24 protein-coding genes are annotated in these 24,591 nt (G+C 75.0%); 3 read left to right on the forward strand and 21 right to left on the reverse strand.

What is annotated here, in order from left to right; translation table 11 throughout:
• From ACFWA9_RS28330 to ACFWA9_RS28370, 9 genes are all read right to left on the reverse strand, one after another.
• A partial coding sequence (locus ACFWA9_RS28330) for an alkaline shock response membrane anchor protein AmaP (protein WP_380390708.1) occupies positions 1-581 on the reverse strand: 581 nt, incomplete at its 3' end.
• A gap of 79 nt (positions 582-660) precedes the next feature.
• The gene (locus ACFWA9_RS28335) at positions 661-1,275 is read right to left on the reverse strand and encodes a DUF6286 domain-containing protein (RefSeq protein WP_380390710.1); all 615 of its coding nucleotides are present in this window, start codon (positions 1,273-1,275) and stop codon (positions 661-663) included.
• A 116-nt stretch (positions 1,276-1,391) separates the two neighbouring features.
• The gene (locus tag ACFWA9_RS28340; RefSeq protein WP_359804354.1) at positions 1,392-1,781 is read right to left on the reverse strand and encodes a hypothetical protein; all 390 of its coding nucleotides are present in this window, start codon (positions 1,779-1,781) and stop codon (positions 1,392-1,394) included.
• Complete coding sequence (locus ACFWA9_RS28345) at positions 1,781-1,972, reverse strand: hypothetical protein (protein WP_329490120.1); 192 nt, start codon at positions 1,970-1,972, stop codon at positions 1,781-1,783. Before ACFWA9_RS28345 ends, ACFWA9_RS28340 begins: the two co-directional genes overlap by 1 nt.
• Before the next feature lie 42 nt (positions 1,973-2,014).
• A complete protein-coding gene (locus ACFWA9_RS28350) occupies positions 2,015-2,521 on the reverse strand; it encodes an Asp23/Gls24 family envelope stress response protein (protein ID WP_329490119.1) in 507 nt (168 codons plus the stop codon).
• 165 nt (positions 2,522-2,686) lie between these two features.
• On the reverse strand, positions 2,687-3,493 hold the full coding sequence (locus ACFWA9_RS28355) for an enoyl-CoA hydratase/isomerase family protein (protein ID WP_380390712.1): 807 nt from the start codon (positions 3,491-3,493) through the stop codon (positions 2,687-2,689).
• Between the two features lie 231 nt (positions 3,494-3,724).
• A complete protein-coding gene (locus tag ACFWA9_RS28360; RefSeq protein ID WP_049658450.1) occupies positions 3,725-3,958 on the reverse strand; it encodes a helix-turn-helix domain-containing protein in 234 nt (77 codons plus the stop codon).
• Positions 3,959-4,320: 362 nt separating this feature from the next.
• Complete coding sequence (locus ACFWA9_RS28365) at positions 4,321-5,919, reverse strand: ABC-F family ATP-binding cassette domain-containing protein (protein ID WP_329490117.1); 1,599 nt, start codon at positions 5,917-5,919, stop codon at positions 4,321-4,323.
• A gap of 203 nt (positions 5,920-6,122) precedes the next feature.
• Positions 6,123-7,052 carry a hypothetical protein gene (locus tag ACFWA9_RS28370; RefSeq protein ID WP_380390714.1) on the reverse strand — a complete coding sequence of 310 codons (930 nt, stop codon included), beginning with the start codon at positions 7,050-7,052 and terminating at the stop codon, positions 6,123-6,125.
• Positions 7,053-7,405: 353 nt separating this feature from the next.
• Here ACFWA9_RS28370 and ACFWA9_RS28375 point away from each other — a divergent pair, with 353 nt between their 5' ends.
• Positions 7,406-8,635, forward strand: a complete 1,230-nt coding sequence (locus ACFWA9_RS28375; protein WP_380390716.1) for a glycoside hydrolase family 26 protein — start codon at positions 7,406-7,408, stop codon at positions 8,633-8,635.
• Positions 8,636-8,668: 33 nt separating this feature from the next.
• Here the strand turns inward: ACFWA9_RS28375 and ACFWA9_RS28380 are convergent, their stop codons facing one another.
• From ACFWA9_RS28380 to ACFWA9_RS28435, 12 genes are all read right to left on the reverse strand, one after another.
• The gene (locus tag ACFWA9_RS28380) at positions 8,669-9,832 is read right to left on the reverse strand and encodes a GNAT family N-acetyltransferase (protein ID WP_380390718.1); all 1,164 of its coding nucleotides are present in this window, start codon (positions 9,830-9,832) and stop codon (positions 8,669-8,671) included.
• Positions 9,829-10,662 (reverse strand): Wzz/FepE/Etk N-terminal domain-containing protein, encoded by an 834-nt coding sequence (locus tag ACFWA9_RS28385; RefSeq protein ID WP_380390720.1) that lies wholly within the window; start codon positions 10,660-10,662, stop codon positions 9,829-9,831. Before ACFWA9_RS28385 ends, ACFWA9_RS28380 begins: the two co-directional genes overlap by 4 nt.
• 65 nt (positions 10,663-10,727) lie before the next feature.
• Positions 10,728-11,843, reverse strand: coding sequence for a glycosyltransferase (locus tag ACFWA9_RS28390; protein ID WP_380390722.1), 1,116 nt, complete (start codon positions 11,841-11,843; stop codon positions 10,728-10,730).
• Positions 11,840-12,865 (reverse strand): polysaccharide deacetylase family protein, encoded by a 1,026-nt coding sequence (locus ACFWA9_RS28395; protein ID WP_380390724.1) that lies wholly within the window; start codon positions 12,863-12,865, stop codon positions 11,840-11,842. Before ACFWA9_RS28395 ends, ACFWA9_RS28390 begins: the two co-directional genes overlap by 4 nt.
• On the reverse strand, positions 12,855-14,564 hold the full coding sequence (locus ACFWA9_RS28400; RefSeq protein ID WP_380390726.1) for a lipid II flippase MurJ: 1,710 nt from the start codon (positions 14,562-14,564) through the stop codon (positions 12,855-12,857). Before ACFWA9_RS28400 ends, ACFWA9_RS28395 begins: the two co-directional genes overlap by 11 nt.
• Complete coding sequence (locus tag ACFWA9_RS28405) at positions 14,561-15,889, reverse strand: O-antigen ligase family protein (RefSeq protein WP_380390728.1); 1,329 nt, start codon at positions 15,887-15,889, stop codon at positions 14,561-14,563. The genes ACFWA9_RS28400 and ACFWA9_RS28405 overlap by 4 nt, the downstream gene beginning before the upstream one ends.
• Positions 15,890-15,894: 5 nt before the next feature.
• Positions 15,895-17,418 carry an exopolysaccharide biosynthesis polyprenyl glycosylphosphotransferase gene (locus ACFWA9_RS28410; protein ID WP_329490108.1) on the reverse strand — a complete coding sequence of 508 codons (1,524 nt, stop codon included), beginning with the start codon at positions 17,416-17,418 and terminating at the stop codon, positions 15,895-15,897.
• Positions 17,419-17,751: 333 nt separating this feature from the next.
• Positions 17,752-18,906 carry a glycosyltransferase gene (locus ACFWA9_RS28415; protein WP_359804363.1) on the reverse strand — a complete coding sequence of 385 codons (1,155 nt, stop codon included), beginning with the start codon at positions 18,904-18,906 and terminating at the stop codon, positions 17,752-17,754.
• Positions 18,907-19,092: 186 nt separating this feature from the next.
• Positions 19,093-19,533 carry an SRPBCC family protein gene (locus ACFWA9_RS28420; RefSeq protein WP_359834569.1) on the reverse strand — a complete coding sequence of 147 codons (441 nt, stop codon included), beginning with the start codon at positions 19,531-19,533 and terminating at the stop codon, positions 19,093-19,095.
• A 32-nt stretch (positions 19,534-19,565) separates the two neighbouring features.
• Positions 19,566-20,660 (reverse strand): ABC transporter permease, encoded by a 1,095-nt coding sequence (locus ACFWA9_RS28425; protein WP_380390731.1) that lies wholly within the window; start codon positions 20,658-20,660, stop codon positions 19,566-19,568.
• Positions 20,657-21,664: an ABC transporter ATP-binding protein gene (locus ACFWA9_RS28430; protein WP_380390733.1), complete on the reverse strand. Its 1,008-nt coding sequence runs from the start codon at positions 21,662-21,664 to the stop codon at positions 20,657-20,659. Before ACFWA9_RS28430 ends, ACFWA9_RS28425 begins: the two co-directional genes overlap by 4 nt.
• Positions 21,665-21,719: 55 nt before the next feature.
• Positions 21,720-22,523: an ABC transporter permease gene (locus ACFWA9_RS28435; protein WP_380390735.1), complete on the reverse strand. Its 804-nt coding sequence runs from the start codon at positions 22,521-22,523 to the stop codon at positions 21,720-21,722.
• 137 nt (positions 22,524-22,660) lie between these two features.
• On the opposite strand from ACFWA9_RS28435, the gene ACFWA9_RS28440 reads away from it, so the two are divergent.
• Both ACFWA9_RS28440 and ACFWA9_RS28445 read left to right on the forward strand, forming a co-directional pair.
• Positions 22,661-23,548 carry a winged helix-turn-helix transcriptional regulator gene (locus tag ACFWA9_RS28440; RefSeq protein ID WP_380390737.1) on the forward strand — a complete coding sequence of 296 codons (888 nt, stop codon included), beginning with the start codon at positions 22,661-22,663 and terminating at the stop codon, positions 23,546-23,548.
• 40 nt (positions 23,549-23,588) lie between these two features.
• On the forward strand, positions 23,589-24,482 hold the full coding sequence (locus tag ACFWA9_RS28445) for a HipA family kinase (protein ID WP_380390739.1): 894 nt from the start codon (positions 23,589-23,591) through the stop codon (positions 24,480-24,482).
• Positions 24,483-24,591 lie beyond the last annotated feature (109 nt).

Consider the following 24,591-nt stretch of genomic DNA (forward strand, 5'->3'; position numbering starts at 1 on the left):
GCCTGCACCCGCACCCGGAGTTCGGCGGGCAGCTCGGCCAGGCCGAGGCTGGCGCGGGCGTCACCGCGCGGGCCGGTCTCGAAGTGCTCCACCAGCTCCGCCGGATCACCGCCCGGGGTCAGCCGCACGGCCGCCCGCAGCCGCTGCCGACCGGAGCCCCGCAGCAGCCGGACGCTGACCCGTTCGACCTCCGGAAGGGCCACCGTCCCGGTCTCCAGCGCCTCCTCCAGGGCCCGGGTGCGCAGCCGCAGCCGCAGTCCGCCCACCCCCGGCGTGGGGAGGACGACGGTCGCCGGGCCGCTGCGGCGCAGCTGGGCGAAGAGCCACCAGCCGGTACCGAGGACGACCAGGACCAGCCCGGCGGTCACGGCCGGCCACCACCACGTCTCGTCGGACCAGCGGGTCCGCGAGCTGGAGCTGACCACCGGCTGGTCCGGCGAGGTGAGCGGCCATCGGCTCGGCGGGTCCACCCCCAGCCGTGCGTAGAGGTCGAGCCCGCCGGCCAGCACCAGCAGGCCGACCGCCAGCAGCAGCACGGCGGCGGCGCCCAGCAGCACCCGGTTGACGGTGGACCGGCTCACCGCACCCTCACCACCCCTCCTCGTCCGACCTTCACCCGCGTGTCCGTCCTCCGCCGCCCGGCTCCGGGCGGTGTCCCGCTCATCCGACCCCGCCGACCCCGCCGGAAGCCGGCGTGCCCGGGACCGCCGCGGTGCCTTCCGGCGCCCCGGGCACGGCGCCGTCGCCCGCGCCGCCCCCGCCCCGCTTCGCCCGGACGTCGAGGCGCAGCGGCCGGGCCAGGCCGATCTTCGCGAGTTCCGCGCGCAGCTGCCGCTGCACCGAGGCCGGGTCGGCCGGGCCCGTGAGCACCGCCTTCACCCGGCGGCGGCTGACCCGGACGGTGAGGTGCTCGATGCCCGGCAGTCCGGCCGCCCGGTCGTGCAGGAGGGTGCCGACGCCGGCGCGGTCGATGGCGGCGGAGGTCCCGCCGAGCGGGCGCAGCGGCAGCCAGCGGCGCAGCCCGGGGGCGAGGGCGAGCCAGAGCAGCCAGGCCCCGAGCAGGACGGCCACCCCGGCGCCGACGAGCACCCAGGGGTCGTCCAGGCGGCGGGTGGCCAGTTCGTCCGCGACCTCGGCCCGCCAGCGGCGGGCGGCGTGCCCGGTGCGCACGGCGATCACGTCGTAGAGCAGTGCGGCGCCGATCACCAGCACGACGGTGGCGACGACTACGGCGGCGACCGTGCGGTGGGCCCGCAGCCGGGGCACCTTGACCATGACCGGCTCGGGCTCGCCGGCCTCCGGCGGGAGAGCACTCGCCCCACTCAAACCCGGCGGCGACGACCCCGGCGGGAGAGCGCCCGGCGGAACGGCGTCCGGTGTCGGCCCGGTCGTCACCGCGGCCCCCCGGTGACCAGTCGTTCGACGACCACCACCACCTCGCCGACCCGCGTCCCGGTCAGACCGCCGACCTGCGCGGCGATCCGCTCCCGGACGGCCCGGGCGAGCGCGGCGAGGTCGGCGGGGAACGGCAGCTCGACGGAGACCCGGACGGTGACGGTGCTGCCCGGCACGGCGACCGAGACCTTCGGCGGCGCACCCCGCTCCGTCCGGCCGCGCCACGCGTCGTCGAGCGCCTCGCGGGCGGCCCGGGCGGCGATCCGGGCGTAGACCCGGTCGGCCACCCGCAGCCGCCCGCGGACGCCGGGCTCGCGGCGGCGGGCGGCGGGGGTGACCGCGGTGGTGGAGGTGGCCGAGGTGGCAGGGGTGACGGGGGACGCCATCAGCGGCGCCGGTCGCGGCCGCGCAGCAGGTCGCCGAGATCACCGATCTCGATGTCGCCCTCCAGCAGGCGCCCGACCACGAAGCCGACCACGCCCAGCGCGGCCACCAGCAGGAACGCCGCGAAGCCGCCGAAATAGCCGGCGAAGCCGAGGGCCATACCCACCACCAGGCCGACAATGGCCAGGTTCATCCGCTACTCCTCGTCTTCCACTGCTGCTGTCCCCCGACGGGGCTACTTCAACTTGGGCCGCTGTCCGGAGGGGACGCTCTCCTCTTCCTCCTCCTCGACGTCCGGCTCGTCGGGCAGATGGACGTCGTTGACCGCGATGTTGACCTCGACGACCTCCAGGCCGGTCATCCGCTCCACCGCGTCGATGATGTTCTCCCGTACCTGACGGGCCAGTTCGGGGATGACCACGCCGTACTCGACGACCAGGGCGATGTCGATGGCGGTCTGCTTCTCCCCCACCTCGGCCTTGATCCCTCGCCCGACGGCTGACTTGCCGCCGGGCACCCGGTCGCGCATCGCGCCGAAGGTCCTGGACAGGCCGGACCCGAGGGCGTGGATGCCGGAGACCTCGCGGGCGGCCATACCGGCGATCTTCTCGACCACACCGACGGCCAGGGCGGTACGGCCGCGGTCGGTCACCCCCCGGCCGGTGTCGGCCGCCGGGGCGACCGGTCCGGGTGCGGCGGAGGGGTTCTTGTGCATGGTGGCGGGCGTCGGAGTGTCAGGCATGGGTGGTTCTCCCGTCGTACGGCTCCAGCTATATCGCAAATCGCTCCAACTCTGGCATTTCGCCACGATTCGCGCCCCCGGAGCGGCGACCGGGGGAGCCGCGACGTCGAAGGCCCGGCTACGGGGGCGGTCCCCCGGAGCCGGGCCTTCGACGTGCTCGTGCGGTCAGTCGCCGATGCCGGCCAGATCGCGCAGGCGGCGAGCCTGTGCCGCCCGTTCGGCCGAACGCTGCTCGTCGTACGAGCGTCCGCCCGCACCCTGGAGCAGCGCCTTGGTCTCGATGACGGCGCTGCGCGGGGCGGCGAGCAGCGCGGCGGCGAGGTCGCGCGCGGCGGCGTCCAGCTCAGCGCCGGGGACGGCCAGGTTGGCCAGCCCGATCGCGGTGGCCTCCTCGGCGCCGACCCAGCGGCCGGTCGCGCAGATCTCCAGCGCCCGGGCGTAGCCGACGAGCTCGGTGAGCGGCTTGGTACCGGCCAGGTCGGGGACGAGACCGAGCGAGGTCTCCTTCATGGCGAACCGGGCGTCGTCGGCGACCACGCGCAGGTCGCAGGCGAGGGCGAGCTGGAAGCCGGCGCCGACGGCGTGGCCCTGGACGGCGGCGATCGTGACCACGTCGGGCCGGCGCCACCAGGAGAAGGCCTCCTGGTAGTACGCGATGGTGTCGTCGAGGTCCTTGTCCTCGGCGGCGGCCAGCTGGAGGAAGGTGACCTCGCCGGGGATCCCCTCGGGGGTGAACATCGCGCGGTCCAGGCCGGCCGAGAAGGAGAGGCCCTCGGCGCGCAGCAGCACCACCCGGACGGCGCCGGGCAGCTCCCGGCCGGCTGCGGCCAGCGCGCGCCACATCGCGGGCGACTGGGCGTTGCGCCGTTCGGGCTGACAGAGGGTGACGACGGCGAGTTCGCCGTCGATCTCCAGGCGGACGCCGTCCTGCTCCCAGCTCGGGGCCTGCGGGTCGGTGGCGGGGGCGGTCATGCGGGGACCTCCGGTGGCGAGGGACTTGGCTACCGGAGAGTAACAAAACTGGGCGCGCTGCGGCAGGGCAGCGGCGCCCAGTGTTTCGGACGGGTCCGGGCGGGGCCCGGACGGACGGCGGCGGGCATGACGATCGGCGGCCGGTTCGCTCCGACCGGAGGCGGACGACCGACGTCGTCCATCCGGCCCGCGCCCTGCCGCCGAGTCATCCGTCGAAGAACTGACGGACCGTCAGGAGCTGGCTCCAGCAGTAGCTTTGTTCTTGCCCCGCGTGGCACCGCCGCGGCCCCGGAGGATCACTCCGGACTCGCTCAGCATCCGGTGCACGAAGCCGTACGAGCGACCGGTCTCCTCCGCGAGAGCGCGAATGCTCGCCCCGGAGTCGTACTTCTTCTTGAGATCGGCCGCGAGCTTCTCACGCGCGGCACCGGTCACCCGGCTGCCCTTTTTCAGAGTCTCGGCCACCCGTGCCTCCTCGTAGCGTTGCTCGGTCAGATTCCCATGATCACCCATCCACAGCCTCCTGGCCACCCATTCGACAAGGTCGATGCCGGGAATGCGCGTTCCGTCGGTGGTGATCCGAGCGCACAAGGGCGCTCACGCAGAGTGCACGCCCCCGGAGCGATACCGCCATTCGGCGCGAAAGAGCTGATCAGCAGCGTCGGCCCGACCACGATCGAGTGGCGGGCCGACGGAAGCTTCTCAAACGGAATCCCGGACCTCTTCATTCCCGGACACGCCGTAAGTACTAGTTTTTCTGGTCCGAAGAGTGGACGAGGCGTCTACTCCAGGCCAGGCGGAGGCCGGGCCGGACCAAGGGAGCCGGATCAGGCGAGCGAGACCAGGTCGTTGTAGGCCGGGCTCCAGAGGTCCTCCACGCCGTCCGGCAGCAGGATGATCCGCTCCGGCTGGAGCGCGTCGACCGCGCCCTCGTCGTGGGTCACCAGCACGACCGCGCCGCTGAACTCGCGCAGCGCGCCCAGGATCTCCTCGCGGCTGGCCGGGTCGAGGTTGTTGGTGGGCTCGTCGAGCAGCAGCACGTTGGCGCTGGAGACCACCAGCGAGGCCAGCGCCAGCCTGGTCTTCTCACCACCGGAGAGCACCCCGGCCGGCTTGTCGACATCGTCGCCGGAGAACAGGAAGGAGCCGAGGATCTTGCGGATCTGGACCAGGTCGGTGTCGGGCGCCGAGGAGCGCATGTTCTCCAGCACCGTGCGCTCCGGGTCCAGGGTCTCGTGCTCCTGGGCGTAGTAGCCGATCTTCAGGCCGTGGCCCGGGATCACCTCGCCGGTGTCCGGCTTCTCCACCCCGGCCAGCATCCGCAGCAGGGTGGTCTTGCCCGCGCCGTTCAGGCCCAGCACCACGACCCGCGAGCCGCGGTCGATGGCCAGGTCCACGCCGGTGAAGATCTCCAGCGAGCCGTAGGACTTGGAGAGGTCGGCGGCGGTCAGCGGGGTCTTCCCGCAGGGCGCCGGGTCCGGGAAGCGCAGCTTGGCGACCTTGTCGTTCAGCCGGACCTGCTCCAGGCCGGACAGCAGCTTCTCCGCACGGCGGGCCATGTTCTGCGCGGCCACCGTCTTGGTCGCCTTGGCGCGCATCTTGTCGGCCTGCGCGTTCAGGGTCGCGGCCTTCTTCTCCGCGTTGGCCCGCTCGCGCTTGCGGCGCTTCTCGTCGTCCTCGCGCTGCTGCTGGTACTGCTTCCAGCCCATGTTGTAGACGTCGATCGCGGAGCGGTTGGCGTCCAGGTAGAAGACCTTGTTGACGACCGTCTCGACCAGCTCGACATCGTGCGAGATGACGATGAAGCCGCCCTTGTAGGTCTTCAGGAAGTCCCGCAGCCAGGCGATCGAGTCGGCGTCGAGGTGGTTGGTGGGCTCGTCGAGCAGCAGCACGTCGGAGTCCGAGAAGAGGATCCGGGCCAGCTCGACGCGGCGGCGCTGACCACCGGAGAGGGTGTGCAGCTGCTGTTCGAGGATGCGGTCCGGCAGGCCCAGCGCGGCGGCGATGGTGGCGGCCTCGGCCTCGGCGGCGTACCCGCCCTTGGTGAGAAACTCCGTCTCCAGGCGCGAGTACTTCTTCATCGCGTTGTCCCGGGTGGCGCCCTTGCCGTTCGCCATCCGCTCCTCGTTCTCGCGCATCTTCTTCAGCACGCTGTCGAGGCCGCGGGCGGAGAGGATGCGGTCCTTGGCGAGGACGTCGAGGTCACCGGTGCGCGGGTCCTGCGGGAGGTAGCCGACCTCACCGGAGCGGGTGACCGTGCCCGAGGCCGGCAGGCCCTCGCCGGCCAGCACCTTGGTGAGCGTGGTCTTCCCGGCGCCGTTGCGCCCGACCAGACCGATCCGGTCGCCCGGGGCGACCTTGAAGCTCGCGGACTCGATCAGGATGCGGGCACCGGCGCGCAGCTCAAGGGCGTTGGCGGAAATCATGGCTGGGACTACTCCTGGGACGTGGGCGGGCGCCTGGGCATGGCACAGGGCCGGGGCAGCGGAAGGGGGCGACGTCGGCAGACCGGCGGACCGCCCGGAGGCGGCGCCGCTCGTCCGCTAGTGCCCGGAGAGAACAGCCATGACGGCAAGTCTACCGGGCCCCGTGACGGGGCCCGGAGGCTTTTACCGCCGGGGTACCGGTCTCAGGACCGCGGGGCGTCCTCCGCGGCGTCGCAGCTGCCCTGCGGGCGGACGGCGGCGAAGGGCTCGACCGGGCTGCCGCAGGCCGCCTCGGGGGCCGCCGCCTGGGTGTCGAACACCTTGGGGCCGACGATCGGACCGTCCGAGATCAGCACCCGGCGGCCGTCCAGGGCCTTCAGCGACACCCCCGGGCCGGCAGGCAGCTGCCAGCCGGTGCTGTCCAGCCGGTAGCCGGTGATGCCGCCGGAGACCGGCTGGCCGGTGCTGTTGGCGCAGCTGCGCGGCACGAGCACCGCGAAGTCGGTGCCCACCGTGCGGGTCGGGTCGTAGACGCAGTTGCCGGCCGGCTTGGAGTTGTAGCGGAGGTCACCGTCGGCGTCGCGGAAGCCCATGGTCAGCTCGGGGGTGACCACGGCCACCCAGGGCGCGGACTGCTGGACGGTGTGCAGGGCCGCCGCGGCGCGCTCCCGCTGGAGCTGCCTGCGCTGCTCGTCGGTCCGCTTCTCGGCGCCCGGCTCGCCCTGGCCGCTCATCCAGTCCGCCAGGCCGGGTACCGCGCGGTGCCAGCGCACCTCGTGGTCGCCGGGACGCACCGAGGTGACCAGGCCGTCGTCCCAGACCACCACGGCGTTCTCGCCCGCCATCGCCAGGTACAGCGCGGTGGCGCCCTCGCGGCGGTAGGACCAGGCGGGCTCGCCGGTGTCCCGGTTGTAGGCCTCCAGGCCGGGGCCCACCTTCAGCTCCAGACCGTCCGCGCCCAACGACTGCGAGTTGACCGGGCTGGCGTCCGCGCCGCCCGGCCCGGCCACCCGGTCACCGAACGGCACCGGCTTGTTGGCATGCGCGGCCGCGCCCGCCACAAGGACCAGCAGGACCGCCAGGGCAGGGAGGATCGATCGGGGGGTGAGGACACGCAGCGGCTTCCAGGACACGGGCGGAGCGTACCTTTCGACACCGTCACGAGTCAGCCGGACCCGGCCGGACGGCGGGGCGGCGCGGGCGCGGCCGGCCGATTCGCGCCCTTCGCCGGATCCGCCCGCCCACCTGCGCCGTCGGACCCGCGGCCGCCCGGGAGGCGCGCCGGGCGGGCGGCCGCGGTACGGCCTCCAGGGCCGTCCGGACTGTTACAGAGGTGATACACGGCACGTTGCGGCAGACGGCGTTCGAATACCGCCCACTTTAGGGTGACATTCGGCTTTTCCGACGCCTGCGGGGCCTACTGTCTGCGAGCGGGGTATCACGGTCCGTCCCGCTGCCCCCGCCCCGTGACGCCGGAGGAGAGACCATGCGACTCGGCCGCCTGACGCTGGCTGCCGCCGCCCTGCTGATGCTGACCACCGCGAGCGTCCCCACCGGGACCCCGCTCAGCCAGACCGAACGGCACGCCCTCTCCTCGGACGCGTTCCAGCCCCGCGGCGCCGCCCCCCGGCCGGTCGTCCAGCGGCCGAAGCACGAGGCCCCGTTCGGTGCCTTCGTCGGCTCGTGGGACAAGTACATCCCCCAGCTGGGCCGCTACGCACAGTGGCTGAACAACGCCAACATGCAGGTCGGCCACACCTATCTGGCCGGCAACAGCTGGGCGGACGTCGAGGGCGAGCCGGTGGTGCTCGGCATGTGGTCGCAGTGGCGGCTGGCCGACCCCTCCCGGATGCTGATCCTCGGCGTCCCGATGCTGGTGCCCAGCGAGGCCGCCGTGCCGGACGGCGAGGTGGCCAAGCTGCTCGCCCAGGGCGTCCGGGGGGACTTCGACCGGCACTTCCTGCGGCTCGCCCGCCGGCTGGTGGCGCTCGGCGGGGCGGACACCGTGCTCACCCTCGGCTGGGAGATGAACGGCACCACCTACACCCACCGCTGCAAGCCCGACCCGACCGCCTGGAAGGCGTACTGGCGGCGGATCGTCTCCGTGATGCGCTCGGTGCCCGGTCAGCGGTTCCGCTTCGACTTCACCCCCAACCGGGGGCTGGACGCGATCCCGTGGACCAAGTGCTACCCCGGCGACGACGTGGTCGACATCATCGGCATGGACAGCTACGACCAGCCCGCCGGCGCCACCTTCGACGACTACGTCCGCGAGCCGTACGGGCTGCAGGACCAGGTCGAGTTCGCCGCCAAGCGCGGCAAGCCGGTCTCGTACCCGGAGTGGGGGCTGTTCCGCAACGGCGACAACCCGGAGTTCGTGCAGCGGATGGTGGAGTGGATCCGCACCCACGACACCAGCTACCAGACGGTCACCGACTACTGCCCGCACGGGTTCTGGCAGTGCGCGCAGAACCCGCGCTCCAGCAGCCGGTTCAAGCAGCTGATGGCCGGGTCCAAGGGGGCTCCGGTCACCGCTGTGCCGGCGCCCCCGGCGGTCACCCCGCAGCCGGGGGCGGCCGGGTCGGGCTCGCCGGGCGCCTCGCCGACCGCGGCGGCCTCGGCGGCCGCGGGAACCCCCTCCCCACCGGCCTCGCCCTCCACGCCGCCCTCACCGTCCGCCGCACCCGCGCCGGGCGGGCTGCCGGCCCGGCGCTGAGGTCGGGCGGCCGGGCCCGCAGGCGGGGCGGGCTCAGCTCCGCCGGCGGGCCCCCAGCGCCTCCTTGAGCCTCGGCAGCCGGGTGCGCAGGACGTGCACCGCGACCTGCCGGGCCCGGACCGAGCCGGCCCGGGCGGCGGCCGCCGGCGCCGGCCCGCGCGGACCGAACAGCAGCCGCTGGTTGAACAGCTGGTCCGGCCGCCAGCGCTGCTTGTAGGGCTCCTGGCCGCGCAACAGGCTGAGCAGCGGGATGCCGGCGTCGACCGTCTCGTCCAGCGCCGCCCCGAACAGCAGACCGGCGATGTCCAGGCGCTCGCGCAGCCGGGGGTGCGCGCCGTACAGGTAGAGACCGCCGAAGGACGGGCAGAGCAGCAGCAGGTTCACCGCGACCAGCTCGCCGTCCAGCCAGTACTGGTGCACCGCGGCGCGGCCGGTGGCGACCAGGCCGGTGGTGGACTCGGCGAGGTGCCGGGCGAACCGCCCGGTGCGGTGCTCCGGGGTGACGCCGCGCTCGTGCCACTGCTCGAAGTGCAGTCGGAGCAGCCCCTCCAGGGCCTCGGGCACCTCCTCCGGGGGCGTCGAACGGACCTCGACCCCGGCCTCGGCGATCTTGCGGAGCTTCACCCGGCTGCGCTGGGCGGTCTTGCCGGGCACCCGCTTGAGCAACTGCTCCATCGGGACGGCCGGCAGGTACTGGCAGAGCGAGTCGCCGAACCGGCGCCGCCGGCCCCGCCACTGCTCGAAGACCCGCTGGACGGCCGCCTCGGGGTGCACCTCGCGCAGCTCCAGGCTGTGCCAGGGGCGGGTGAGCGGCAGGGCCGCGGCGAACTCGGCCGCCGCGCGATCGGCGCAGGAGTCGTCGAGCAGGATGTCGGTGAAGTCGATCAGCCCGTCGCCGAGGCCGGTCAGCCCGCCGAGCGGGCCGGGGCGCCGCCGGAACGCTCCCGCGCCGACCAGCCGGCCGTTCCGGCGGACCAGCAGGACCAGGAGGTCGCCCGGGCGGCCGTACTGGCGCCACCAGGAGCGCTGCCAGACCGCGGCCTGGAAGAAGGTGGCCGTCCGGCAGCGGGTGACCAGGTCGTCCCACTCCTCGGCGAGGACGTCCAGGGCGTCGTCCTCGCGGTGCAGCTCGGTGGTCCAGCGGGGCGCGCCGGCCTGGGCGGGGAGACCGGTGGTGGCCGGCGCCTCGGTGCTCATCGACCGCTCCCGGCGGCGCTCTTCTCCTTGGCCGGGGCCTTCTCGGCGGGCGACTTCCCGCCGGCTGCCTTCCCGCCCGTGGGCTGCGCCGGGGCGGCCTGCTCGGGGACGGCCTGCCCGGTGCCGGGCCGCTCCGCCGCGGCCGGTTCGGCCGGGGCCGGGGCCGGGGCCGGGGCCGGGGCCGGGGCCGGGGCCTCCTCGGCGCGCGGGCCCGGGGTGGCCGGGGCGGCGGGCTCCGCGCCGGGCGTCGCCACGGCGGCCAGACCGGCCTCACCGCCCCGGCGGCGGGTCATCATGACCAGCGCGCCGATCAGCACCCCGGCGGCGGCGCCGACCGCGACGTCCAGCTGCGCGGACGGCGTGGTCGGCTTGTCGGGCTCGGCTGCGGGAGCCAGCGGGACCAGCCGGACGCCGGTCTCCTTGCTGCTGGTGTTGGCGAAGGCGACCAGCGACCGGGCGACCGCGTCGGCGGCCAGCACCGCCTCCCGGGGCCGCGCGCCGGTGCCGGTGATCTCGATCATCGGGGCGTCCGGGGAGGTGGTGCCGTGCACCAGGGTCTCCAGTTCGGTGCGGCTGTGCCCGGTCTCGGCGGCGGCGGCCGCGAGCACCTGGGGCTGACCGGCCAGCCGGCCGTACGCCTGGGCGAAGTTGATCGCCGAGGCGCTCTCCCCCTGGTTCTCCGGCACCACGATCACATAGGAGTTGGCGGCGTACGAGGGGTGCGCGACGACGGCGTACCCGGCGCCGGCGGCGGCGCCCAGCGGCACCGCGAGGACCACCGGCCACCAGCGGCGGGCCAGGCTGCGGACGCTTCGGCGCGGTTCGGACATGGGGTGCTCCTTGGATATGGGGGCCGCCCGGCCGGCGGCCCGGGGGTTCGGCGGCTGCCGGCGGCTCAAGCGGGTGCCAGGCGGTCGTAGAGGGCGCCGAGGTCGGCGGCCACCCGGACGATGTCGTAGTGGCCGACCGCCGGGGGCCGGGGCAGGGGCTCGGGGCTGTGGTCGTTGAGGTGGCGCAGCTGGCGCAGCGCGGTGGTGTAGGCGGCGGCGTCGGAGGGGATCCGGCGGGCCTGCGGTGCGGCGGCCGGCGGGAGTTCGTCCAGGGCCGGACAGGCGCTGTGGCGGACCGGCAGGCCGGCCGCCAGGCCCTCCAGGACGCCGAAGCCGAAGGTCTCCGCGGTCGAGGGGGCGGCCAGCACGTCCAGCGCGGCCAGCAGGTCGGGGACGTCGTCGCGCTCGCCGGTGAGGACCAGGCGGTCGCGGACGCCGAGTTCGGCGGCCCGCCGCTCCAGGGCGGCGCGTTCGGGGCCCTCGCCGACCAGCACCAACCGGGCGGCCGGGTCGAGGCCGGCGAGCGCCTCCAGCAGCACGTGGAACCGCTTGCCGGGCACCAGCCGGCCGACCCCGCCGACCACCCAGCTCGCCGCCGGGAGGCCAAGGTCGGCGCGCAGCCGGTGCCGGGCCGCGGCCCGGTCGGCGTCCGGACGGCGGTAGCGGGCGGCGTCGATGCCGTTGGGGATCAGCTCGACCCGGCCCGGCGGCACGCCCCAGGCGTGCAGGGTCTGGGCGACCTGCCGGGACACCGCGACGGTGGTGGTGCCCAGGCGCTCGGCCGCCAGGTAGAGGCCCTTGACGCCGCGGGTGACCGGGCGGCCCTCGATCACCCCCGCGTGCAGCGAGTGCTCGGTGGCCACCACCGCCCGGACGCCGGCCAGCCGGGCGGCCAGCCGCCCGTACAGGCCGGCCCGGTAGAGGTGGGTGTGGACGAGGTCGTAGCTGCCGGACCGGATCAGCCGGACCAGCCGGGGCAGCGCGCCGACGTCGCGGTTGCCGCGCATCGCCAGGTGGTGGACGGTGACGCCCTCGGCGCGCAGCGCGGTGGCCACCGTGCCGGGGTTGGTCAGCGCGACCACCTCGCAGTGCTGGTGCGCGGGCAGGTGGCGCAGCAGCAGCTGGAGCTGGCGCTCGGCGCCGCCGGAGGCGAGACCGGTGACGATGTGCAGCACCCTCACCGGCCGGCCCCCCGCCGGCCCGCCCGCTCCCCGGCGGGGCGCTCGGACCCGCCCGCGGTGCTCCGGGCCCCGGCGCTCCCCGGCGTCTCCTCGCGCTCGGCGCCGGCCCGGCCCTTCGACGCGGAGCGTGCCGCGAGGCGGTTGCGGCGCAGCTCGGTGACGGTGTCGCGGAGGCGGTGGCGGCCGCGCTTGGCGCGCAGCCGCCAGGCGCCGTCGCGGTCGCCGACGTAGCAGCGGGGCAGCGCGTAGCGGCCGGTGAGCGGGGAGTGCGCGATGGCGCAGGCGTAGTCGTAGCCGGCGTCGCGCACGGCCAGCGTGGCGGGCAGGTCGACGGCGCCGTACGGGTAGCAGAAGCCGGTGACCGGACCGCCGACGACCTCCTCCAGCACGCGCCGGCTCTCCCGGGTCTGGGTGGTCAGGATGTCGGCGGGCAGGCCGGGCAGGGCCTGGTGGCCGAGGCCGTGGGAGCCGATCTCCCAGCCGGCGGCCGCGAGTTCGGTGACCTCCTGGACGGTGAGCAGCTTCTTGCGCGGGCCCTTGACGTCCCAGTCGTTGGCCCGGCCCAGCAGGTCGGCGACCACGTAGGCGGTCGCGGTGAACCCGTACGCCTGCAGAATCGGTACGGCGAAACGGCCGAAGTCCGCGTAGCCGTCGTCGAAGGTCAGGCCGACCATGTTGTCGGCCCGGCCGGCGGCCCTGGCCCGCATCAGCTCGCGGACCGAGACGCCACGCCGGCCGCGCCGGTGGAGCCAGGCGATCTGCTCGGCGAAGCGCTCCGGGCTGACGGTCAGCTGGTACGGGTCGTCCTCCTCGACGGCCACCGAGTGGTACATCAGGATCCACGGCGAGGTGGCCTCCTGGACGGGTGCCCGGGTGGCGGGTCGGCGACTTCGGGGCAGCTGTGCCTCCGGGCGGCGGCCCGCGGCGCCCGGCACCTCGGTCCGTGGACCGGCTGCTGCCGGCGCGCCGGAGCGGCGTACGCCCGACAGCACCGACCGTACGGATCCCCGTTCAGCGTCCATGGGGAGGCTTCCCTTCATCGGCAACGGATGGCGGGCACAGGGCCCGGACGACGGCGAGGACCGGTCCGCGCACCTCGCGGGCACCGAGACCGGTGCCGAGGGCGGCGAAGGCGAGCGCCACGGTGAGGCCCCCGAGCAGCGTCGAGAGCAGGGGGTCGGCGGGGAGTCCGGCGGCGGGGGTGCCGAGGGCGGCCGCCCCGGCGGCGGCGGCCAGCAGCCTGGCGTGGCCGCCGAGGACCAGCCGCAGGCGCAGCGCGATGCCGCGCAGGACGAGCCCGCGCAGCAGCAGCGCCGCGGTGCTGGTGATGCCGGCCGCGTTCCCGGCGGCCAGGCCGAGGGCGCCGAAGCGGGGCGTGGCGAGCAGGCCGACGGCGACGGTGACGACCAGGCCGAGCACCATGGCGGCGGCCGGGTACCAGTCGAGCAGCCGGCGGCCGCCGTCGTCGGTGCGCGGGTCGCCGGCGCGGCGGACCACCGGGCGGAGCGAGAAGTAGGGGCGGATCATCACGCCGATCAGCGCCTGCGCGGGCAGTCCGAAGCTGTAGACGCGGATGACGGCCGCGGTGGCGGCGGTGTCCTGGGCGCCGAAGGCGCCGCGCTGGAAGAGCAGCGCGACCACCGAGGGGGCGCAGGCCAGCAGGAAGGCGGTGCCGAACAGGACGACCGCGGCCGCCTGGCCGAGGTCCTTCTCGACCCGGTCGCGGGCGGCGGTGAGGTCCCCGGCGGCGAGCGCCCGGGCGACCAGCGGGAAGGTCACCGTGCAGATCAGGATGGCCGCCGTCATGGCCAGTTGGGAGACCTTGGCGGCGTAGTTGAGGTGCGAGATGGTGCCGGGCGGCAGCGCGGAGCCGAGGAAGCGCTCGATGAAGACCTGAGCCTGCCGGGTGAGCGTGAAGGCGGCCACCGGCAGCAGCGCGAGCGGGATCAGCACGAGTGCGGGGCGGGCCCGGCGGCCCGCGGCGGCGCGGCCGGACCGCAGCCGGCGCAGGAACGGGACGACCAGCAGACCGGCCATCAGCAGGCTGCCGAGGGCGACGCCGATCGCGGCGGAGCGGACGCCCCAGAGCGCCTGGCAGCTGAGCAGGACGCCGAGGATGCCGACGTTGTAGGCGACGTAGATGCCGGCCGGGGCGGTGAAGCTGTGGTGCGCCCGGAGTGCGGCGGCGAGATAGCCGGCCACGCCGAAGGGCAGCACGGTGCAGGCGGTGATCCGGGTGCAGGTGACGGCGAGCCCGGGGTCGGCCAGGCCGGGGGCGAGCAGGTCGACCAGCTGGGGGGCGCCGAGCGCGACGCCGAGCGAGAGCGCGGTGAGCGCCAGCAGCAGCCAGGGCAGGGTCGCGCGGACCAGCTGGCGGACCGGGTCGGGCCCGTCGGGGTGCTCCTCCCGCAGGACCAGGGCCAGGGCGAAGGCGGGCACCATGAGGAAGGACATGGCGTCCTCGATCAGCAGCGGTGCGGCGGTCTCCGGGACGGTCCAGGCGACCAGGAACGCGTCGGTGCCCTGGTTGGCGCCGAAGTAGCGGGCCAGCAGCAGGTCGCGGAGCAGGCCGAGGGCGGAGCCGGCGGCGCTGAGCACGGCGGTGATGCCGAAGGCCTTGGCGAGGAAGCCGCGCCGGGGGGCCGCCGTGGTCTCGGCGGCGGGTGCGGAGCGGGGGGCCGGCAGCGTCGGGGTGAGCGCGGTCGGCCGGTCGGTGGTCATCGGGGGGTCGCCTCCGGTGTGGCACCGGCGGCGGTCCGGGCGGCGAGGCCGAGGACGACGGAGGTCAGCACGGTGGTGGTGCCGCCGATGTCCGCGTAGAGGAAGTCGACCAGGACCCAGACCAGCAGGGCGAGCGCCGCGAGGCCGCTGCCCCGGGCCCGGCGCAGGCACCCGATCAGCAGACCGAGGAACAGCGCGGCGTAGGCGACGATGCCGATCAGCCCCTGCTCGCTGAGGACCAGGAAGTACATGTTGTGCGGGGAGAGCAGCGGTTCGCGCTGGAAGCCGATGGTGGAGTCGGCCGCGTCGCTGCCCGAGGAGAGCCGCAACGGGGCGTTGCTGTCGCGCAGTTGCTGGAAGGCCTTGGGGCCGGCGCCGCTGACCGGGTGGTCCTGCCAGATGCGCCCGGCGGTGGACCAGAGGTCGTAGCGGTCGGACACCGACTGGTCGGGGGCGGCCGAGACGGAGCCGATGGAGCTGATCCGGGCGGTGACGCCGGAGGCCCCGAGGCCGAGGCCGCCGATCAGCACGACGGCGGCGGCCAGGCCGAGGACGGCGCTGCGGACCGCCAGCCGGGCGTCGGCCCGCAGCAGCAGGACGGCGGCGGCGGCGCCGGTGGCGATCCAGCTGCCGCGGCTGAACGAGACGGCGAGCGGGAAGGCCAGGAAGGCCGCGGCCGCGAACATCGCCCGGCGCAGCTTCGGGCGGCCGGCCGGGCCTCGCTCGGCGAGCCCCAGCGCGAGGGCCGCGAGCAGGCCGTAGCTGACCACGGTGGACATCGCCATGATGTCGAGCGCGCCGAAGGTGCCGACGGCGCGGATCGGCCGGCCGGTGTAGGAGGCGCCCGTCCCGGTGAGGTACTGGTGGGCGCCGACCACGCCCTGGACCAGCGCGGCGGCGACGAAGGAGCCGAGCACCAGCCGCCGGTCGGTGCGGTCGCGCAGCGAGCAGAGGACGGCGGCGGGCACCAGGACGAAGACCTGGGTGAGCCGGACGAAGCCGGTGAGGCTGGTGGCCGGGTCGATCGAGCCGACGGTGGCGACGGCGGCGGCGAGCACGATCACGCCGAACTGCACGGCGGCGGTCCGGCCGATCGCGGGGGTGCGGCCGCGCAGCAGCTCGACGGCGGTGACCGCGACCAGGGCCAGCGAGGCGAGGTCGGCGGCGGTGACGTGGACGGCGGCGGTGACGTCCTTCTCGCCGGTGGGCACGCAGACCAGCAGCACGGTGGCGGCCGCGAGCAGGCTGGGCCGGGCGGCGAGCGCCGCGACCGTCCGGTGTAACGCCCGGGCGGGCGTCGGGACGGGATCGAGGGTGAGGGCCACGCTGGTCAGCTTCCGTCCGGGTGGAGCATCAGGGCCGCGGTGCGGCACAGGATCTTGACGTCCTGCCAGAGGCTCCAGCTCTCGATGTAGCGGTTGTCGAAGCGGGCCCGGTCCTCGATGGAGGTGTCCCCGCGCAGGCCGTTGACCTGGGCGAGGCCGGTGAGGCCGACCGGGACGCGGTGGCGGTCCGCGTACTCGGGGTAGGCCTGGCTGAACCGCATGACGAAGTAGGGGCGCTCGGGGCGCGGGCCGACGAGGCTCATGTCGCCGCGCAGCACGTTCCACAGCTGCGGCAGCTCGTCCAGGGAGCTGCGGCGCATCAGCTTGCCGACGGCGCCCATCCGGTGGTCCTGGGAGATGTTCCAGCGGGTCGCCGACTCGTGCTCGTTGCTGGGGCGCAGGGTGCGGAACTTGAGGACGGTGAAGACCCGGCCGTCCAGCCCGGTGCGCTGCTGGCGGAAGAGCACGCCGGGGCCGGTGTCGAAGCGGACGGCGAGCGCGCACAGGGCGAGTACGGGGGCGAGGGCGAGCAGGCCGAGGCCGGCGGCGGTGACGTCCAGGGCGCGCTTGGCGGCCCAGCCGGGGCGGCGCATCGCCGGGCGGTCCACCTTCAGGCAGGGGAAGCCCCAGAGGTGGTCGCCGCCGGTCGAGTGGCCGTTCTCAAGGGAGCCGTACTCACGCAGCGCGGGCACCAGCCAGACCTGGCAGCCGAGCCGGGCGGCGTCGCGCAGGGCGGCGGCGGTCTCGGCCTCGTCGGCGGCGCCCGCGGTGGCGACGACGTGGTGGATCCGGTGGCGGCGGACCTCGCGCTCCAGCACCTCGCGGCCGCCGAGCACCGGCAGGTCGGTGTCGCCGGCCAGCAGCGGCGGGTCCGGGTCGAGGAAGCCGACCGGGCGCATGCCGTACTCGCCGCGCTCCCTGAGGGCCTCGGCGACCCGGCGGCCGAGCCGGCCGGCGCCGAGGACCAGTACGGGGCTGGGCCGGCTGCGGCGGATCCGGCGGACCAGGTGGAAGAGCAGCGTCCGGCCGCAGACGGCGAGCAGCAGCTGGGCGCCGAGCAGCGCGGTCAGCCGGGCCGGGGTGGCGGGGCCGGTGTCGGGCCAGCGGCCGTCCAGGCAGCCGGCCAGGGTGACGGCGAAGGCGGTGGCCACGACGGCCCGGACGGTCAGCGCGGGGAGCTCGTCGAGGACGGAGAGGGTGAGCCGGGCCCGGTAGAGGCCGCCGGCCAGGTTGAGCAGGAGCAGCAGCGGGAGCAGGGCGGCCACACCCAGCAGCGGATCGACCCGGACCGCCGGGTCGAGGGCCCGGTTGGCGAGCCCGGTGGCGGTGCACAGGGCGAAGGCGTCGACGGCGGCCAGGGTGACGGGCAGGGCGAGCCGGGAGCGGACCGGTCGGCGGTGGCGGCGGAGCGCCGGGGTGCTGCGGGTCTGTGCGGACCTGGCCGGGCGGTCGAGCAGTCCGGTGGCGGGCCGGCGCGGGCCGGACAGGGGCCGACCGGGCCGTGGCACGCTGTCGTGGTCAATGGTCATCAGCGCACGAACTCCCCTGCTGTGTGCCCGGGGTGACGGCGGCCCGGCACCGGTTGACCCGGGGCGGCCGTCCCGGCCCGGTGGGCGCGGTCCTGACTGCACCTGCTGCCGCTGGCGGCTTTCGGTTCTCTCGCGAATTCCCGGCGTGAAATCGAAATGAAGCAGGCAAAATCAGACAGTACCGAACGTGGCCCTGGATGCTGGAAGTTGACTTGCCATTTCATTCCAGCCGCCCATTAATAGGTATTTCCGATTTCACCCCTCGCCCACAAACCGGTTGAGGGTGCGAATACGACAGCTCCCAGCGGAGGGCATTCACGGCATGTGAAACGATCAGATCCGCTCTGGGACACGGGCACGGCGGCGTCCGGCCGCCGGCCCGGCGCCCAGCAGATCGCGGTAGAGCGCGTCCACCTGTTCGACCACCGATCGCACGTCATGGCGCGCCACGGCGTGCTCGCGCAGACGCGCACCGCGTCGCTCGCACTCGATCGGGTCGGACAATGCTTCGGCCATTCGGGTGGCGAGCGCGGCGGCGTCCTCGGGCGGCACGACCGCGCACTTCCGCTCGGTCGGAGGCAGACATTCACGGGCTCCGGGCACGTCCGTCAACAGGACCGGCCGGCCCGCCGCCATCGCCTCCAGCGGCGCCAGCGCCATCCCCTCCCAGCGCGAGGGCAGCACCACCAGATCGGCCGCCGCCAGCCACGGCCGCGGATCCGGCACCTCCCCGGCCAGCCGGATCCGGGACGGTTCGGCCGACTCCCGGACGGCGGCGGCCAGCCGGGCCTCCTCCGGACCGGTCCCGACCAGGGCCAGCCGGGCCTGCGGCACCAGCCGCAGCACCTCGGGCCACGCGTCGAGCAGCACGTCCTGGCCCTTCTGGCGGCAGAGCCGGCCCACGCAGACCGCCAGCGGGGCGTCGAGGTCGAGGCCGAGCGCGATCCGGGCGGCCCGGCGGTCGGCGGGCGCGTAGTGGCGCACGTCCACACCGTTGGGCACCACCGCCCAGTCGGCGTGCAGGCCCGCGGCGACGCCGTCGGCCCGCTCCTGGACGCTGACGCAGAGCAGGCGGTGCGCCCAGCGGGTCGCGTAGCGCTCCCAGCGCAGGGTGGCCGCGGCCAGCGCGCCGTCCACGGCGGCGAACGACCAGGCGTGCGGCTGGAACACGGTCGGCATCGCGCCCCGGATGGCCAGCCGGCCCGCCAGTCCGGCCTTGGCGCTGTGCAGGTGGACCATGTCGGGCGCGGCGGCGCGGACGATCCGGCGCAGCCGCCACGCCTCGGCGGCGACGGACGGGCCGGGCGAGCGGCGGGCGGGCCAGTCCTGGACCAGCGCCCCGGCGGCGGCGGCCTCCTCGGCCAGCCGGCCGCCGCGGGGACAGGCGACCAGGACCCGGTGGCCGGCCTCGCGCTGGCCGCGGACCAGGTCGACGACGACGCGGGCGACCCCGCCGTCGACGGGCTGTGAAATGTGAAGGATCGTCATATGCACGGCGGCGAGCCTAGGGTGGCTCCGCCGTGCCCGGGGGCCGTCGTCACCCGCAGGTGGCGGCCGTCCACCCGTACGGCTTGCTTGTCGTACGGGTGGGCGAGGCCGTCGAATCTTCTTGCTGGTCCGGCGCCCGGGGCGGCGGCCGGCGGCCCTCCCCGGCCGGCCCGGACGCGCCCGGTCTCAGCGGACCTCGGCCGCCAGGTTGGCCAGGATCTGGTCGTGGATCCGGTTCAGGCCCTTCGGCGCGAAGGTGCGCTCGAAGAAGCCGCCGATGCCGCCCGCACCCTGCCAGGTGGCCGAGACGGTGACCTTCGACCGGCCCTCACCGGCCGCGGCGACCGTCCAGGTGATCACCATGCTGGAGTTGGCGTCCTTCTCCACCAGCTGGTCCGGCGTCGGCGCCGAGACGGTGAACAGGCAGTCCCGCACCCGCTTCTCGGTGGCCTGGAGCCGCCAGTGCACCTGGGTGCCCGCGCCGGTGCCGCCGACCCGGACCTCGTACTCGCTGTACTGCGCCGGCAGCAGCTTGGGGCGGGTCACCTGGTAGTCGGCCAGCGCCTCGTAGACCCGCTCGGGGGCCGCGTCGTAGACCCGCTCGGTGGTGGCCTGTACCTGTCCCATGACCGTGCTCTCCTCGTCTGGTACGTCCGGTTTCACCGGCTAGCCAACCACAGCGCACGGCCCGGGACGGTGCAGGGGCTCGGGGTGGCACCGCGTCCCGGCCGGCCGGGGCGCGCCGGGCCGGGCTCAGGACAGGCGCAGGCCCCCGTCCGCTGCGCCCGCGCCTCGCCGAGGCGCAGCGCCAGTGCCGCGCCCACCAGCAGCAGCACGCAGAGCACGGCCAGCCGGCCTAGCCCGGGGGCGAGTTCGCCGAACCCCTCCCGCTCCAGCAGCGCGCCGCGGACCACGGCCAGGCTGCCGGTCAGCGGCAGCGCCGCGCCGAGCACCCGCAGCACCCCGGGCAGCGCGAAGACCGGCAGCCGGACCCCGGCGACGAACCACATCGGATCGTCCAGCACGGTGTAGACGAAGGTGGAGTCGCGCGAGAACACCATCAGACTGTTGAGCAGCGCGCCCCAGGCCACCGCGGGCAGCAGCAGGGCGAGGAGCACCACCGGGTAGACCCAGGGCCCCGCGACGTCCAGGCTGCCGAAGCCGAAGGCGGCGGCGCCCAGGAAGCAGGTGAGCAGCCAGGCGTTCTGCAGCAGTGCGCCGGCGCCGTTGGCCAGCATCAGGACCAGCCGGTCGGCGGGCGAGAGGAAGAGCAGCTCCAGCGTGCCGGTGGTGCGCTCGTAGGCGAAGTTCCACGCGGACTGGACGAGCGAGAAGAAGAACGCCCAGGCCAGCGCACCGGTCGCGAGGAAGCCGAGCAGCTTGGCCGGGTCGGCGGCGAGCGGCCAGCGGGCGGCGGCGGCCGAGCCGGCGGCGATCGGGTGCAGGGTGTAGTAGGTGGCGGCCAGTTGGAGCACCGGCCAGACCAGCATCGAGGCGAGCACCAGTGGCTGGCCGAAGAGCGTGCGGTGCTGCTTCAGCGCCTCCGCGGCGAACACCTTGCCGGCGTGCCGCAGCGGCCGGGTGGCGAGGCGGTCGCCGTCCGGGCGGGGCGGGCGACGGGTGCCCGGGCGGGGTGGCGGGAGGGTGCGGCCGACGGGGTGGGGCGGCCGGGCGCCGCGGTCGGCCGCGGCGAGCAGCAGCAGCTCGACGGAGGGCGGCGCGGGGTGCGCCGGCCCGGTCGACGGGCCGGTCACGCGGCCACCTCCGAGCGGGCGCCGGCGGGCGCCGGGGCGGTGTCGGTGAGCGCCAGGACGGCGTCCTCCAGGGTGGCCTCGGTGACCTCCAGGCCGCCGATCGACCCGCCGGCGGCGACGATCGCCCCCGCCAGCGGGCCGGCCACGTCCTCGGGATGGCGGACGGTGACCAGCAGGCCGCCCTGGCCGGTGGCCCCGAGCTCGGCGCGGACACCGAGGCGGAGCGCGAAGTCGGCCACGGCGGCCTCCAGTTCGGGAGAGGGGTTGGTGACGGTGACCCGGACGCTGCGGTGGCTGCCGGTCGCGGCCTTGAGCTCGGCCGGGCTGCCGGCGGCGAGGTGGCGCCCGCCGGAGATCACGTAGACGTGCCCGCACAGCTCCTCGACCTCGGTCAGGTAGTGCGAGGTGAGCAGCACGCCGCGCCCCTCGGCGGCGAGGGCGGCGACCACCCGGCGCAGGTCCCGGGCGATCGGCGCGTCCAGGCCGAGGGTGGGCTCGTCGAGCAGCAGGTAGGCCGGGTCGTTGATCAGGCCGCGGGCGATCGAGAGCCGCTGGGTCATGCCGCGCGAGTACCGCTCGACCGGGGTGTCGGCGGCTGCGGTGAGGCCGACCAGCTCCAGGAGTTCGCCGATCCGGGGGCGCAGAACCGCGCCGGGGACGTCGTAGAGGTGGCCGAAGTAGCGGAGGTTCTCGGCGCCGGTGAGCTTGCCGTAGACCATCCGCTCGCCGCCGGCGATCAGGTTGATCCGGCGCCGGGCCTCGCGGGCGTGCTCGACCAGGTCGAGGCCGTCCAGGGTGACGGTGCCGGAGGTGGGGCGGAGCAGGGTGGCGAGGATCTTGATGGTGGAGGTCTTGCCCGCGCCGTTGAGGCCGAGCAGTCCGGTGACCCGGCCGGCCGGGATCTCCAGGTCGAGGCCGTCGACGGCGGTCTTCACGGCGCGCGGGCCGAAGAGGCCCTTCTCCCGGCTGCGGAAGGTCTTGCGCAGGGCGGTGGTGCGGATCATGTCACTGGCTCCGGTTCGGGTGGTCCATGCGTCGGGGGCTCCGTTCGGAGGCGGTTCAGAAGCTCCGCTCGGCGGCCCTGCGCTCGGCGGCGGGCAGCAGCCGCAGACCGAGCAGCAGGTAGCCCAGGCTGAGGGCGAGGCAGGTCACCAGCCGCGCGGTGAGCTCGGTGAGCGGCTGCCCCCGGCCGAGCGCGCCGCGCAGCACGTCCATCGCGGAGGTGACGGGCAGCAGCTCGGCCAGCCACCGGGCGGGCACCGGCAGGTAGCTGTTGGGGAAGGTGATGCCGCAGAGCAGCGAGACGACGAGGAAGACGGTGTTCTGCGAGATGTGCGCCTCGCCGGCGACGATCATCAGCGCGCCGAGCAGCACCGCGACGGCGAACACGGCGGCGCTGAGCGCGAGCAGCCCGGCGAGGGCGGCGAGCGGGTGCCAGGCGGGCAGCGTGACGCCGAGCACCGCGGCGAACCCGCCGAGCAGGCCGACCTCGACGGCGGTGTTGAGCAGCGCGAACCCGGTGAAGCCGAGCAGGTAGGGCAGCCGCCCGGCGGGGGCGATCAGCAGTGCGCCCAGGGTGCCCTGGCGTTGCTCGGTGATCAGCGCCTTGCTGCTCCAGAGCAGCATCCGGACGGTGAACATGTAGCCGGCCGCGCCGATCGCGATGTAGCCGAGGTAGTCGGCGCCTCCGCTGCGGGCGGTGAAGTCCTCGGCCACCGAGCCGCCGCCGATGGCGTGCAGGCCCAGGTAGGACAGGCCGAGGGTGAAGACGCCGATCAGCAGACAGCCGACGGCGTAGGACCACGGGTAGGCCCGGAAGGTCATCGTCCAGGTGCGGCGCAGCGTCGCCCAGGCGACGGACATCTGCTCCCCCCATTCGTTCTCGTTCGTCCTCAGGCGCACTCGTTTCGCGTGAGTTTTCATCAGGAACTTACAAGTTCCCTTTCGGAACTCGCAAGGGGGTGCGAGGATGGACCGTCCTGGACGTGAGAGGAGCGACGGTGCTCAAAGAGGTACCCGCGCGGGATGCCACCTGCGCGATCGCCCAGTCGGCGGCCGTGATCGGCGACTGGTGGAGCATCCTGATCGTCCGCGAGTCGGCGCGCGGCCTGCTGCGCTTCGACGAGCTCCAGCACGAACTGGGCATCTCCCGGAAGGTCCTCACCGAGCGGCTCGGCCACCTGACCGAGGCCGGCGTGCTGGTCCGGGTGCCGTACCAGAGCGCCCCGGTGCGCCACGAGTACCGGCTCACCGAGGCAGGCCGGGCGCTGCTGCCGGTCCTGGTCGCGATGCAGGACTGGGCGGACCGCTGGCTGCTCGGCGACGGCGCGCTCTCCGGCTCGGCCGCGCCCGACAGCGCGGAGGCCGCCCGGCTGGCGGCGCTGCCCGGCACCCGGCTGCCGGCGCTCACCCTGCCCGCGCACACCGGCGGCGAGCTGGACCCGGTCGATCCGGCGGCCGGCGCCACCGTGCTGTTCTGCTACCCGGCCACCGGCCGCCCCGGGCCACTGCCGCCGGGCTGGGGCGACATCCCCGGCGCGGTCGGCTGCACGCTGGAGAACCGGCTCTTCCGCGAGGCGTACCCCGAGTTCCGCGCGGCCGGTCTGGCGCTGCGCGGGGTCTCCACCCAACGGCCCGACGAACAGCGGGAGTTCGCGGCGGCGGAGGAGATCCCCTTCCCCCTCCTGTCCGACCTGGACGTCCGGCTGGCGGCCGCCCTGCGGCTGCCCACCTTCCACGTCGGCCAGGGCCTGCGGCTGAAGCGGGCGGTGCTCGTGCTGGACCGCGCCCGGGTGGTGCGCCGGGTGGCCTTCCCGGTCACCGACATCCCCGCCGCCGTCCGGCAGGCGCTCGCGGACGCGCGCGAGGTGGCGCTGGAAAGCCGCTGAACGAGCCGGGCCCGCAAGCGCACGGGTTAGGGTGACGGATGTGCTCGATCAGGTGACAGCAGTGCGCTACGTCGATCCGCTGCGGGCCGGCGGCTCCGTCCCCGGCGTCGTGGAGACCGACGACCTCGGCACCTACGTGGTCAAGTTCATCGGTGCCGCGCAGGGCCGCAAGGCCCTGGTGGCCGAGGTGATCGTCGGTGAACTGGCCCGGCGGCTCGGCCTGCCGGTGCCGGAACTCCGGCTGGTCGACTTCGACCCGGCGGTCGCCGACGCCGAGCCCGACCCGGAGGTCCAGGACATCCTCCGGGCGAGCCGCGGACTCAACCTCGGGATGGACCTGCTGCCCGGCGCCCGCGACTTCAGGCCCGGCATGATCCCCGTCGGGCCGGCCGAGGCCGGCCGGGTGGTCTGGCTGGACGCGCTCACCGGCAACGTCGACCGCAGCGTGCACAACCCCAATCTGATGGTCTGGCACGGCAAGCTCTGGCTGATCGACAACGGCGCCGCGCTGGTCTTCCACCACCGCTGGTCCGGCGCCGCGGGCTCGGTGGGCAAGCGCTACGACCTGAGCGCCCACGCCCTCGGCGGCTACGCCCCCGACGTCGCGCTGGCCGACGACGAACTCGGGCCGCTGGTCACCCCCGCGCTGCTGGAGGAGGTCGTGGCGCTCGTCCCCGACGCGTGGCTGGCCGACGAGCCCGGCTTCGACTCGGTGGCGGCGGTGCGGCACGCCTACGTCGCCCACCTCGCCGCCCGTGCGGCGCGCTCCCGCGACTGGCTGCCGGACGGCTTCGCCACGCCCGAGCAGGTGCGCGAGGCCGAACGCCGGCGGGCCGCCGCCAGCCGGGCCGGCCGGCCGGCCTGGCTCCAGGAGGTGCCGGACCTGCACGGCAAGCCGGCGGTCGAGACGGTCTGGGACCACCACTTCGAGTGAGGGCCGGGGCGCCGCCGGTACCCGTGAGGGGTGGGGAGCGGGACCGAAGAACACCCACCCCCCCCCCCCGGGGAAGAAGCACCCCCCCCCCGGGCCGGGGGGGCGCCCC

The sequence above is a fragment of the Kitasatospora sp. NPDC059973 genome, from assembly GCF_042737525.1.
Lineage (GTDB): Bacteria > Actinomycetota > Actinomycetes > Streptomycetales > Streptomycetaceae > Kitasatospora.

What these genes read in the sequence shown, in the direction of transcription:
- ACFWA9_RS28400 (WP_380390726.1), bottom strand. Translation starts at nt 14,564, where the DNA reads ATGACCACCGACCGGCCGACCGCGCTCACCCCGACGCTGCCGGCCCCC.
- ACFWA9_RS28340 (WP_359804354.1), bottom strand. Translation starts at nt 1,781, where the DNA reads ATGGCGTCCCCCGTCACCCCTGCCACCTCGGCCACCTCCACCACCGCG.
- ACFWA9_RS28350 (WP_329490119.1), bottom strand. Translation starts at nt 2,521, where the DNA reads ATGCCTGACACTCCGACGCCCGCCACCATGCACAAGAACCCCTCCGCC.
- ACFWA9_RS28410 (WP_329490108.1), bottom strand. Translation starts at nt 17,418, where the DNA reads ATGACCATTGACCACGACAGCGTGCCACGGCCCGGTCGGCCCCTGTCC.
- ACFWA9_RS28335 (WP_380390710.1), bottom strand. Translation starts at nt 1,275, where the DNA reads ATGGTCAAGGTGCCCCGGCTGCGGGCCCACCGCACGGTCGCCGCCGTA.
- ACFWA9_RS28420 (WP_359834569.1), bottom strand. Translation starts at nt 19,533, where the DNA reads ATGGGACAGGTACAGGCCACCACCGAGCGGGTCTACGACGCGGCCCCC.
- ACFWA9_RS28345 (WP_329490120.1), bottom strand. Translation starts at nt 1,972, where the DNA reads ATGAACCTGGCCATTGTCGGCCTGGTGGTGGGTATGGCCCTCGGCTTC.
- ACFWA9_RS28435 (WP_380390735.1), bottom strand. Translation starts at nt 22,523, where the DNA reads ATGTCCGTCGCCTGGGCGACGCTGCGCCGCACCTGGACGATGACCTTC.
- ACFWA9_RS28365 (WP_329490117.1), bottom strand. Translation starts at nt 5,919, where the DNA reads ATGATTTCCGCCAACGCCCTTGAGCTGCGCGCCGGTGCCCGCATCCTG.
- ACFWA9_RS28395 (WP_380390724.1), bottom strand. Translation starts at nt 12,865, where the DNA reads ATGGACGCTGAACGGGGATCCGTACGGTCGGTGCTGTCGGGCGTACGC.
- ACFWA9_RS28430 (WP_380390733.1), bottom strand. Translation starts at nt 21,664, where the DNA reads ATGATCCGCACCACCGCCCTGCGCAAGACCTTCCGCAGCCGGGAGAAG.
- ACFWA9_RS28380 (WP_380390718.1), bottom strand. Translation starts at nt 9,832, where the DNA reads ATGAGCACCGAGGCGCCGGCCACCACCGGTCTCCCCGCCCAGGCCGGC.
- ACFWA9_RS28415 (WP_359804363.1), bottom strand. Translation starts at nt 18,906, where the DNA reads ATGACGATCCTTCACATTTCACAGCCCGTCGACGGCGGGGTCGCCCGC.
- ACFWA9_RS28355 (WP_380390712.1), bottom strand. Translation starts at nt 3,493, where the DNA reads ATGACCGCCCCCGCCACCGACCCGCAGGCCCCGAGCTGGGAGCAGGAC.
- ACFWA9_RS28375 (WP_380390716.1), top strand. Translation starts at nt 7,406, where the DNA reads ATGCGACTCGGCCGCCTGACGCTGGCTGCCGCCGCCCTGCTGATGCTG.
- ACFWA9_RS28385 (WP_380390720.1), bottom strand. Translation starts at nt 10,662, where the DNA reads ATGTCCGAACCGCGCCGAAGCGTCCGCAGCCTGGCCCGCCGCTGGTGG.